The organism is Nitrosomonas sp. Nm84 (assembly GCF_003201565.1).
GTDB lineage: Bacteria > Pseudomonadota > Gammaproteobacteria > Burkholderiales > Nitrosomonadaceae > Nitrosomonas.
Window position 1 is genome coordinate 82,738 of the sequence record NZ_QJJP01000012.1, and the last position, 11,220, is coordinate 93,957.

Here is an 11,220-nt window from a genome sequence, read left to right on the forward strand (position 1 = left end):
TTTAGCGCGAATAGCCGACAGCAGTACATCCCTTACTACACCAATCTCCTATCCACCCAATCCATCACACTTTGAAGCGCCGTCGGCAAATGCTCCGGCTGTGTACCGCCCGCCTGCGCCATATCGGGTCGACCGCCGCCTTTGCCACCGACTTGCTGCGCCACAAAATTGACCAGCTCACCAGCTTTTATCCGGCTGGTCAGATCAGCGCTGATACCGGCGATCAGGGTTATTTTTCCGTCTTCAACAGCACTCAGCACGATGGCACAGGATTTCAGTTTATCTTTGAGCTGATCCAGCGTTTCACGCAAAACTTTAGCATCGGCATTTTCCAGGTTGGCAGCCAAAATTTTGATACCTTTTATTTCCTGCGCTTGTGCCGCCAGATCGTCGCCCTGAGAGCTGGCCAGTTTGGTTTTTAGCCGTGTCAGTTCTTTTTCAGCTTGCCGTACATTGTCGATAATTTGGGCAATTTTTTGCGTGACCTCCTGCGGACTAGTTTTTAAGGTCTGAGCGATTTCCAATAATTGCGCCTCGCGCTGCTGCACATAGTCAACCGCTGCTTTTCCCGTGACCGCTTCAACACGGCGGATACCGGCAGCGACGCCCGATTCCGTTACAATTTTAAAAAAGCCGATTTGCCCGATTTGCGGCACATGCGTACCACCACATAATTCGGTAGAGAATTCACTCATGCCGATGACACGCACGACATCCGAATATTTTTCACCAAACAGCGCCATGGCACCGCGCTTGATGGCGTCGTCATATTTCATCGTGGACGCTTCCACGATGGCGTTGTTACGGATTTGGTCGTTGACCAAACGCTCAATGTCACGAATTTCGTCTGCAGATAGTGGTGCGTTATGGGCAAAATCAAAGCGGGTGCGGTTGGCGTCGACCAACGAGCCTTTTTGCGTCACATGCGTACCTAGTATCTGGCGCAGTGCGGCATGCAGCAAGTGAGTCGCGGAATGATTGTTCGCGATACTGGTACGGGTTAACGGATTGACTTTGGCCATCACGGTATCCTTGATCACCAGTCGGCCGCTGCGTAACCGGCCTTTATGTCCAAACACGCCGGCTTGTATTTTTTGCGTGTCCGCTACGACAAAAGTACCATTCGCCACCAGCAACTCGCCGCTGTCGCCCACTTGTCCACCGGATTCGGCATAAAACGGCGTCTGATCCAGAACCACCACCGCTTCATCACCGGCTTCGATGAAATCCACCGCGCTGCCTTGCTTGTAAATCGCCAATACCTGCCCTTCGTGCTGCAAGGTCTCGTAACCATAGAAAGTGGTTTGATTGCCGCTGTATTCAATGCCTTCCTGCATGGTGAATTTGTTGGCGGCGCGCGCTTGTTCGCGCTGCCGTGCCATGGCCTGCTCAAAACCGGCATGGTCGACGCTAATGCCGCGTTCACGCACGATGTCGGCAGTCAGATCAACAGGGAAGCCGAACGTGTCATAGAGTCGGAATGCGGTTTCACCGTCCAGTACCTTGATTTTCTGACTGAGTGCAGTTTCCAGAATCTGCATGCCGTTTTCCAGTGTTTCGGCAAAGCGCTCTTCTTCTTGCTGTAACACGGCGGCAACACGTGCTTTGGCAGCAACCAGTTCCGGATAGGCTTGCCCCATCACTTTGCTTAAATCTTCTACCAGTTGATAAAAGAAAGGCTGTTTTTGTCCGAGTTGGTAGCCATGGCGGATAGCGCGACGGATGATGCGCCGCAGCACATAACCGCGCCCTTCGCTGCCGGGAATGACGCCATCGGTAATCAAAAACGAGCAGGCGCGGATATGATCGGCAATCACTTTTAAGGAATTATCCGCAAGGTCTTTGGTATGGGTGACGCGCGCGGCGGCTTTGATCAAGCTTTGAAACAGATCGATGTCGTAATTACTGTGAACGTGCTGCATGACCGCGGAAATCCGTTCCAAGCCCATGCCGGTATCCACCGATGGCTTGGGCAGCGGGTGCAGTGTACCGGCACTGTCGCGGTTATATTGCATGAATACCAGATTCCAGATTTCAATGTAACGATCGCCATCAGCATCGGCAGAACCCGGTGGCCCTCCTTTGACATCCGGCCCGTGATCATAAAAAATTTCGGAGCAAGGACCGCAAGGTCCAGTATCGCCCATTTGCCAAAAGTTATCCATAGTGGCAATTCGTACCACTCGCGATGGTTCAACACCTATTTCATTCAACCAGATATCCGCGGCTTCATCGTCTTCCGCATAGACAGTCACCCACAATTTCTCGCGCGGAATTTTGAGCGACTGGGTCAGAAATTCCCAGGCAAATTGAATGGCATTACGTTTGAAGTAATCGCCAAAGCTGAAATTTCCTAGCATTTCAAAAAACGTATGATGCCGCGCCGTGTAGCCGACATTTTCCAGGTCATTATGTTTACCACCGGCACGCACGCAGCGCTGCGAACTGACTGCACGCACATAGGGACGTTTATCCTGGCCCAGAAATACATCCTTGAATTGCACCATACCCGCATTGGTGAACAATAAAGTCGGGTCATTGTTCGGTACCAGCGGGCTGGAAGCTACGATGGTGTGACCATGTGATTCAAAAAATTCGAGAAATTTTTGTCGTATTTCGCTGCTTTTCATATTTTTTGCTGTTGCTCGTATCGTTCTAGTTCAAATACCGTCAAACCCACTGCTTCGCCTTTGACGATGGCCAGGCTTTTGACTTTAACGCGGATGGTGATTTCTTCGTTCATCTTGGGTAAATCGAGTTCGGTTAACACCGTAATTTCACCACTTTTATCTTCCAATACATAGGATTTTAGATTGACCATCGGTAGACGTGTGGGGTTTTTTGCAATGCCCTTCAGTTTCACTTCTTTGTCATCAAAATTGACGGTGGATTCGTTGATTTCGTTGATGGATACTATTTCATCCGCACTGGCCTGATTGCCTGCCAATAAAAAAATTGCCAGTATGAACATCGTTTGCATCAGCAATTTTTTCATGGATTCTCCTCGTGCGCTTGTGATAAAACTTGCTGTATTACTTCCATTGAAAACCCCCTGCTCATCATGAACCGCATTTGTTTGCCGCGTTCTTCTCTGGTACAGGGTAATTCACCAAATTTCTTTTGCCAGATTGCAAGTGCTGCGTCCAACTCGGTTTCCTTAAGCGATAGCAATGCACTGTGAATCAAATGCTCATCAATGCCTTTTTCTTTTAACTCATAAACAATACGTTGGCTACCAAAACGGGATCTGCGCGTGCGGACGATTTGTTCAACAACCCGTTCGGCTGATAAAAAGCCATCTTGTTCCAGCTTGTCCAGTACAGTCGACAAAGCTTCCGGAGAAAACGAGCGTGCGTAAGCGCAAAGCTTTTTTTCCAGTTCCGAACGAGAATACTCGCGTTGAGCCAGATAACGCAGCGCACGCATTTCCAGGGGGGAACGGGTTTCCACAAAGCTTATTTCTCTTTATCCGTTTTTTCTTTCTCGACTTTCTCTTTTGCAGGTCTGGCTTGATCCACAATGCCTACAATCGATCGAATCTTTTGTTCGATTTCCTGGGCGATATCTTCGTGCTCTTTCAGGTAGTCTCGCACATTATCTTTGCCCTGGCCGATTTTCTCACCTTTATAAGCATACCAGGCACCTGATTTATCGATGAGCTTATGTAATACGCCCAGCTCGATAATCTCGCTATCACGCGAAATACCTTCGCCGTACAAAATATCGAAATCCGCTTGCTTGAACGGTGGCGCCACTTTATTTTTAACCACTTTCACGCGCGTTTCGTTGCCGATGACTTCTTCACCTTTTTTGATCGATCCGGTGCGGCGGATATCCAGACGCACGGATGCATAAAATTTTAATGCGTTGCCGCCGGTCGTGGTTTCAGGGTTACCAAACATCACACCAATTTTCATGCGAATCTGGTTAATGAAGATGACCATGGTATTGCTGCGTTTGATATTGGCGGTGAGCTTGCGTAAAGCCTGTGACATGAGCCGTGCCTGCAATCCCATTTGCGGATCGCCCATATCGCCTTCGATTTCTGCACGGGGTGTCAGTGCGGCGACTGAATCCACCACCACAATATCCACCGAACCTGAGCGTACCAGCATATCGGCTATTTCCAGCGCCTGCTCGCCATTATCGGGTTGAGATATCAGCAATTCCTGAACATTAACACCGATTTTCTGCGCATATTGAGGATCCAGTGCATGTTCTGCGTCAATAAAGGCTGCAGTTCCTCCGATTTTTTGCATTTCTGCAATCACTTGGAGTGTCAACGTGGTTTTACCGGAAGATTCAGGTCCATAAATTTCAATGACCCGACCACGCGGCAATCCTCCCACCCCCAGCGCGATATCAAGCCCCAACGAACCGGTAGAAACAACTTGTATATCATAGGCGACATCATTAGCGCCCAATCGCATGATTGAACCTTTGCCAAACTGTTTTTCGATTTGGGCCAGAGCAACATCAAGCGCTTTACTTCTATTTTCGTCCATGATTTTTCCTGTTAAGAGTCAATCAAATTATCGCATAACCTGTGCCGCATCAATGTAACTTGTGATCAAGTTGTTTAACTTCTCAAGGTTACTGTAGTAAAAAACTCGAGTATCTGCTTTGCCTGCGATATAATCGCACGATGTCATTGAAGTGGCAGATATAAATTCACTACAAGCTGCATTAATCAATTTTAATTGGTAACAAGGGGAGAATTGCTATCCGAGTCATTTTACTAGGTGGCCCTGGTGCCGGAAAAGGTACGCAGGCCAATTATATTAAGGAACATTTTGGTGTTCCGCAAATTTCTACTGGCGATATGTTGCGCAGTGCTGTCAAGGCAGGTACTGAGTTGGGTGTCATGGCAAAAAAAATCATGGATGCCGGTGGATTGGTTTCTGATGACATTATCATTAATTTGGTCAAAGAGCGTATTGCACAAGCTGATTGCGCCAATGGTTTCTTATTTGATGGTTTTCCACGCACGATTCCGCAAGCTGACGCCATGAAAGCAGCCGGTGTGCCCATTGATTTCGTGGTTGAAATCGATGTCGCAGACGCTGAGATTATTAAGCGCATGTCGGGTCGTAGAGTGCATCCGGCATCAGGTCGTACTTATCACATCGATTTTAATCCGCCCAAAGTACCTGGTCAGGATGATATCACCGGCGAACCGCTCATACAGCGTGATGACGACAAGGAAGAAACGGTCAGAAAACGGCTGCAAGTCTACCACGAACAAACTGAACCCTTGATTGGCTATTATTCGAAGTGGTCGGCAGACGGTGGAAACGGTGCGCCTCACTACACCAAAATAGCTGGAATAGGGACAGTTGAGGAAATACGCGATCAGATTTTCGCAGCATTAACAGGTCGTTGAGAAACATATTCGAAGCAGCCAATGCAAGGCAAAACAGGCGAAAAAGCGCAGTTTATGCATGATAAATGAGCATTTTGAGCCTGTTTTTAACACTGTAGCGGCAATGCGGATAATTTTTCAACGCCTGTTAAAATAAAGTTAACCAGCTTCGTCTTTGACTCATATCAACAGAATTCGGGATCACGATAAATCGCACCTGAGTTTTTATACAAATAAATAAGTAGCTTGCTTACGATTTAATCAATCAGGAGAAAAACATGGCAATTAAAAATGCATTCTATGCTCAGTCGGGTGGTGTTACGGCTGTTATCAACGCTTCCGCTGCGGGCGTTCTGGAAACAGCGCGGCAACATTCCGATGAAATCGGTAATGTGTATGCAGGCCGCAATGGCATCATCGGCGCGTTGACCGAGGATTTGATCGACACCAACGCAGATTCAGCAGCTTCAATCGCTGCACTACGCTACACCCCATCGGGTGCTTTTGGTTCTTGCCGCTACAAATTAAAGAGCCTGGAACAGAATCGGCGTGAATATGAACGCCTGATCGAGGTATTCAAAGCACATAATATTGGTTATTTCTTTTACAACGGCGGCGGCGATTCCGCTGATACCTGCCTTAAAGTCTCGCAAATAGCAGATACTCTTGGCTATCCGATTCAGGCGATCCACGTTCCCAAGACAGTTGATAATGATCTGCCGATTACTGATTGTTGCCCTGGTTTTGGTTCGGTCGCCAAATATATTGCAGTCTCTACACGCGAAGCGAGTTTTGATGTCGCCAGCATGTCCAAGACCTCAACCAAAGTTTTCATACTGGAAGTGATGGGTCGTCATGCAGGATGGATCGCTGCGGCAGGTGGATTGGCTTCCAGTCCGGATTGCGAAATTCCAGTGGTTATTCTGTTCCCGGAAATCACTTTCGATAAAGAAAAATTTCTTGCCAAAGTGAACCATTGTGTCAGGGAATATGGCTATTGTTCAGTTGTGGTATCGGAAGGGGTTAAAGGAGAAGATGGTAACTTCTTGTCCGATCAGGGGCTGCGCGATGCTTTTGGTCATGCGCAATTGGGCGGTGTTGCGCCAGTCGTTGCAAATATCATCAAAGATGGTCTAGGATTGAAATATCACTGGGGTGTCGCTGACTATCTGCAGCGCGCCGCGCGCCACATTGCCTCTAAAGCCGACGTAGAGCAAGCTTACGCCATGGGTAAGGCTGCGGTGGAATACGCCCTCGCCGGACATAATTCCGTCATGCCGACGATCGTTCGTGAATCCAATACACCATATCGCTGGAAGGTGGGTATGGCACAGCTTGCCAATGTCGCCAATGTCGAGAAAATGATGCCGGCTGATTTTATCAGTGAAGATGGTTTTGGTATTACTCCAGCATGCCGTGAATACCTGGTGCCACTGATTGAAGGTGAAGACTATCCACCTTATAAAGATGGGCTGCCTGACTATGTTCGGTTAAAAAATGTTGCGGTTGTAAAAAAACTGGATGAGTTCAAGATTTAGGAATAACTGGATTGCCCGGTTTGAGTGTTGTAATGAAGTCATACAATCTTGCTCCAGTTATCCGGCAATCCAAATTTCATGAAATTTGCTGCACTCGGGTAACAAGAACATATTAAAATACACCCTGATCGTATTTAGGTTGTTAACAAGTGATTAATAATGTGGAATTTTTAGGCCAAGATTCTGCATGTGATTTTGTTTGGTCTGACTTTAATTGGAGTTCTTTATGGCTAATGGTTTAGTTATCGCAATAGGTAGCGCGATTTTAGCCCTGATATTCAGTGGTATATGGATTAGGGGCATATATGTTCAATCGACTGGTAACCAGCGCATGCAAGAAATTGCTGCCGCTATACAACAGGGTGCATCCGCATACCTGAAACGCCAGTACATGACGATCGGTATCGTGGGCGTTGTTTTATTTATCGCTCTTGCAATAGCACTCAGTTTGGACACAGCCATTGGCTTTGCTTTGGGCGCGCTCCTCTCGGGTGCGGCCGGTTTTCTTGGTATGAACGTTTCAGTTCAATCGAATGTGCGTACCGCTCAGGCTGCAACCGTCGGATTGAATGAAGCGCTCGCTATTGCTTTCCGTGGCGGTGCTGTGACCGGAATGCTGGTAGTCGGCTTAGGTTTGCTGGGTGTCGCCGGCTATTGCGCCATGTTATTTGATGGTGCCGATCCCAATCAAGCAGTCAGCGATGTGATTAAACCTTTAATCGGTTTTGCATTTGGCGGATCATTGATTTCTATTTTTGCTCGTTTGGGTGGCGGTATTTTCACCAAAGGCGCGGACGTAGGCGCTGATCTGGTTGGAAAAGTGGAAGCCGGTATTCCGGAAGATGATCCACGTAATCCGGCGGTGATCGCTGATAATGTGGGTGATAATGTCGGTGACTGTGCAGGTATGGCGGCTGATTTGTTTGAAACCTATGCGGTAACCATCATCGCTACCATGATCTTGGGTGCGCTGCTATTTTCAACCAATGCCCTTGATGCGGTGATTTATCCATTAATGTTAGGTGCGGTTTCCATCGTCGCATCCATTATCGGCTGCTACTACGTCAAGATGCGCGAAGGTGGCAAGATTATGAATGCGCTCTATCGTGGACTGGCTGTTGCTGGCGGTATCGCTTTACTTGCTTATCTTCCAGTGACCGTTTGGTTCATGGGCGATATGTCTTTGAATATTGATGGTACCGAAGTTGCCGGTGGCATGCTGGTGATGCGTATATTCCTGGCTGCAACGATCGGTCTGGTACTGACAGGACTCATGGTTGTCATTACTGAGTACTATACGTCAACGGATTTCCCGCCAGTGCAACATGTCGCTGAAGCATCCACAACAGGACATGCAACCAACATCATTGCAGGTTTGGGTGTTTCAATGCGCTCAACCGCAGCACCAGTTCTGGCTGTTTGTATCAGTATTTTATTGGCCTATGCATTAGCAGGTCTGTACGGTATTGCGATTGCTGCAACCGCGATGCTTTCCATGACCGGTATTATCGTGGCTCTGGATGCTTATGGTCCAATTACCGATAACGCCGGCGGTATTGCTGAAATGTCAGAGATGCCTGATTCAGTTCGTGCCATTACCGATCCTTTGGATGCCGTTGGCAATACCACAAAGGCTGTTACCAAAGGCTATGCCATTGGTTCTGCCGGTTTAGCCGCATTGGTATTGTTTGCTGACTACACCCACGCACTGGAACATGCCGGACATGAGATAACCTTTGATTTATCCAATCACATGGTTATTATCGGTCTCTTCATTGGCGGTATGATCCCCTACTTATTTGGCGCCATGTCGATGGAAGCTGTCGGACGCGCTGCCGGATCAGTGGTAATTGAAGTACGCCGTCAGTTCAAGGAAATCCCCGGTATTATGGAAGGTACGGCCAAGCCCGACTATTCACGCGCAGTGGATATGTTGACTCAGGCAGCGATCAAGGAAATGATGGTTCCTTCATTATTACCTGTACTGATTCCCTTATTAGTCGGCGTGATTCTGGGACCACAAGCTTTAGGTGGTGTGCTGATGGGTTCTATCGTAACCGGTCTGTTTGTTGCGATTTCCATGACAACCGGTGGCGGTGCTTGGGATAATGCGAAGAAATATATCGAAGATGGTCACTTTGGCGGCAAAGGCAGTGAAGCGCACAAAGCCTCGGTAACCGGTGACACTGTAGGCGATCCTTACAAAGACACTGCAGGCCCGGCGATCAATCCACTGATCAAGATTATTAACATCGTGGCATTGCTGATTATTCCACTGCTGTAATATAGTCTTTAGAAATTAAAAAGCACACCGATTTATGGTGTGCTTTTTTTATTTGATGGCCAGAATTGCCACAAGGCATCAGCAAGTTTTTTACATACAACGAACGCTCTCAACCAACTCGGTTAACCTTGCCACATCGAGAATATGTATTGCATCACCTGCACGCATAATAATATTTTCAGCTTCCAGATCATTGAGCTCCCGTGTCACAGCTTCACGGTGCGTACCAATCAGACACGCTAATTCAACATGCGTGGGTACCGATGAAATAATTGCTTTATTGTTCGATATCGCTGCTTGTGTCTTGGCAAGATGCAGCAATTTGGCACGAATACGATTAGGCACTTTCAACGTATCGGATTCAAAAACCCGCTCGGTCAATCGACGTATTTGTCCAGTCAATCTTTGCAAAATTGCCGCTGCAATCTGCCGATTGCTGAAAATCAATTCCTGGAAAGCTGATGAGGAAATAGATGCCAGTAAGGTGCTGGTTTTGGCAACAACATTAGCCGACCGTGACTGACCATCAATCGCCGTCAATTCACCAAATATCTCACCCGCAACCAGATCGCACAAAATAACTTCCTTACCAGACATAGAATTATAATTCACACGCGCCTCACCTTGCGTGACGAAGAATACACTATTGGAATCATCGTGATATCGAACAATCTCTTCTCCAGCTTCATAGCGATACCACTGACAAACTTGTGCAATAGCTTCCAGGTCAGTTAAAGACAGATCTTTAAATTCCTTGATGACCGAAAGAAATGCACAGGCGCGATCGGGTGAGATTTGTCGTATAGCCACTTGAATCCTTTCAAACTGAGTGAATAAAATTTTTCAGTACACCTAGCATTCTATATGAGAATGACTTAACTTAGAATTTTCAATAGCTTTACTACATTAAATGTAAAAAAATCCTACATGCGAATTACGATATTCGACATATAATGGCATTATGTTAATTTGCTCTTATCCGTTAGCTTCCAACTAAATTAGCTTCAAAGGTAGGAATAAAAACATTTAACAGTAAATTTAGAATAGCTGCTCATTCATAGAAAAGGGAGAGTCTAATGTCAGTAAGATCATTCATTTCAGCTGAGCTATATTTAAATAGCTTTGGAATTACAATCCAACAAGCACAGGAGTTTATTAGTTTAAATATTAAGGATCCCAGAACAATATTCGAGGTTGCATATGAATATGGTGTTACAACCGCTATGTTGAGCGAAATCACAGATTATCCAAAAGATATTGTTAAAGAGTATTTTAATACTATAAACAAAGATGGTAAATCACTAGATGGTAAAAGCATTCTTGTAAATTCTGATTTGGGTTCTTTGGAACAACTTGTAAATTTCAATAGTAAGACCGATATCCTATCTAATGTTGCGCTAAGGGATGGGGTTCAAAAGATATTATTAAGAGATGAAAACGAACAAAATCCGCCTTTTTCACTTTTTTATGACCCTACTTTTATGCCAGAAGGTCGAGACAGGCAAAAAAATGGCTCTTATGATGCAGAAGAATTGGGCGTTGGAAATCTGGGAACTGTTTCAGCAACAAATGAAAGTTTAGAGTCTTTATTTTATGGTTCTTTAATCAATATGTTTTCAGCGATTGATGAGTCTGAGTGGAATCAGATAACCGCACTTCGTACTGCTGATGATAGCACTGAAGGTTATTATGGATTGCTTCTCACAAGCTTACAATCACCCTCATCGATGGTTTGGTCCGACGAAAAAATGGCTATGATGGTGCAAGATGAAGCTAGTTATATCATTGAAAAGCACTGGACGCATGGTGAAGTGCTCGTAGGTATACTTGATCATAGTTTTCTAGGATTAGCAACTGCCTAATTTCAAATCTGTAACATGAACTCTTATCACATTTCAATCTCTATCGGGTTTAATTCTTCGCCCCTTGGGAAGAGTGCACATAAAGAACTCGGCCGCAAGCGACCGAGTTTTAGAAGAGCGGTAGTTGCCCAAACCTCCCTTCCATTTCATCCATCACTGTGAGTTGATTTTGTA

The 11,220-nt window shown here is 46.3% G+C and carries 9 protein-coding genes; 4 read left to right on the forward strand and 5 right to left on the reverse strand.

Annotated elements, in window-relative coordinates:
- Positions 1-35: 35 nt before the first annotated feature.
- From alaS to recA, 4 genes are read right to left on the reverse strand one after another with little or no spacing between them, the layout of a single operon-like run.
- On the reverse strand, positions 36-2,630 hold the full coding sequence (gene alaS, locus C8R34_RS08085; RefSeq protein WP_110339618.1) for an alanine--tRNA ligase: 2,595 nt from the start codon (positions 2,628-2,630) through the stop codon (positions 36-38).
- Positions 2,627-2,995: a hypothetical protein gene (locus C8R34_RS08090; protein WP_110339620.1), complete on the reverse strand. Its 369-nt coding sequence runs from the start codon at positions 2,993-2,995 to the stop codon at positions 2,627-2,629. The genes alaS and C8R34_RS08090 overlap by 4 nt, the downstream gene beginning before the upstream one ends.
- A complete protein-coding gene (gene recX / locus C8R34_RS08095) occupies positions 2,992-3,450 on the reverse strand; it encodes a recombination regulator RecX (protein WP_110339622.1) in 459 nt (152 codons plus the stop codon). The genes C8R34_RS08090 and recX overlap by 4 nt, the downstream gene beginning before the upstream one ends.
- A gap of 5 nt (positions 3,451-3,455) precedes the next feature.
- The gene (gene recA / locus C8R34_RS08100) at positions 3,456-4,505 is read right to left on the reverse strand and encodes a recombinase RecA (RefSeq protein WP_110339624.1); all 1,050 of its coding nucleotides are present in this window, start codon (positions 4,503-4,505) and stop codon (positions 3,456-3,458) included.
- Between the two features lie 218 nt (positions 4,506-4,723).
- Here recA and adk point away from each other — a divergent pair, with 218 nt between their 5' ends.
- The 3 genes from adk (at position 4,724) to C8R34_RS08115 (ending at position 9,184) form a co-directional block, all read left to right on the forward strand.
- On the forward strand, positions 4,724-5,383 hold the full coding sequence (gene adk / locus C8R34_RS08105) for an adenylate kinase (RefSeq protein ID WP_110339626.1): 660 nt from the start codon (positions 4,724-4,726) through the stop codon (positions 5,381-5,383).
- A gap of 257 nt (positions 5,384-5,640) precedes the next feature.
- Positions 5,641-6,900, forward strand: coding sequence for a 6-phosphofructokinase (locus tag C8R34_RS08110; RefSeq protein WP_110339628.1), 1,260 nt, complete (start codon positions 5,641-5,643; stop codon positions 6,898-6,900).
- Between the two features lie 226 nt (positions 6,901-7,126).
- Positions 7,127-9,184, forward strand: a complete 2,058-nt coding sequence (locus tag C8R34_RS08115; protein ID WP_110339630.1) for a sodium-translocating pyrophosphatase — start codon at positions 7,127-7,129, stop codon at positions 9,182-9,184.
- Positions 9,185-9,274: 90 nt separating this feature from the next.
- On the opposite strand, the gene C8R34_RS08120 is transcribed toward C8R34_RS08115, so the two are convergent.
- Positions 9,275-9,994 (reverse strand): Crp/Fnr family transcriptional regulator, encoded by a 720-nt coding sequence (locus C8R34_RS08120; RefSeq protein WP_110339632.1) that lies wholly within the window; start codon positions 9,992-9,994, stop codon positions 9,275-9,277.
- A 266-nt stretch (positions 9,995-10,260) separates the two neighbouring features.
- Here C8R34_RS08120 and C8R34_RS08125 point away from each other — a divergent pair, with 266 nt between their 5' ends.
- Complete coding sequence (locus C8R34_RS08125) at positions 10,261-11,046, forward strand: hypothetical protein (RefSeq protein ID WP_110339634.1); 786 nt, start codon at positions 10,261-10,263, stop codon at positions 11,044-11,046.
- The last annotated feature ends 174 nt before the right edge of the window (positions 11,047-11,220 follow it).

Bases quoted from the DNA above. Each gene is read 5' to 3' on its own strand.
- alaS (WP_110339618.1), bottom strand. From the start codon at position 2,630: ATGAAAAGCAGCGAAATACGACAAAAATTTCTCGAATTTTTTGAATCA.
- C8R34_RS08090 (WP_110339620.1), bottom strand. From the start codon at position 2,995: ATGAAAAAATTGCTGATGCAAACGATGTTCATACTGGCAATTTTTTTA.
- recA (WP_110339624.1), bottom strand. From the start codon at position 4,505: ATGGACGAAAATAGAAGTAAAGCGCTTGATGTTGCTCTGGCCCAAATC.
- C8R34_RS08110 (WP_110339628.1), top strand. From the start codon at position 5,641: ATGGCAATTAAAAATGCATTCTATGCTCAGTCGGGTGGTGTTACGGCT.
- C8R34_RS08115 (WP_110339630.1), top strand. From the start codon at position 7,127: ATGGCTAATGGTTTAGTTATCGCAATAGGTAGCGCGATTTTAGCCCTG.
- C8R34_RS08125 (WP_110339634.1), top strand. From the start codon at position 10,261: ATGTCAGTAAGATCATTCATTTCAGCTGAGCTATATTTAAATAGCTTT.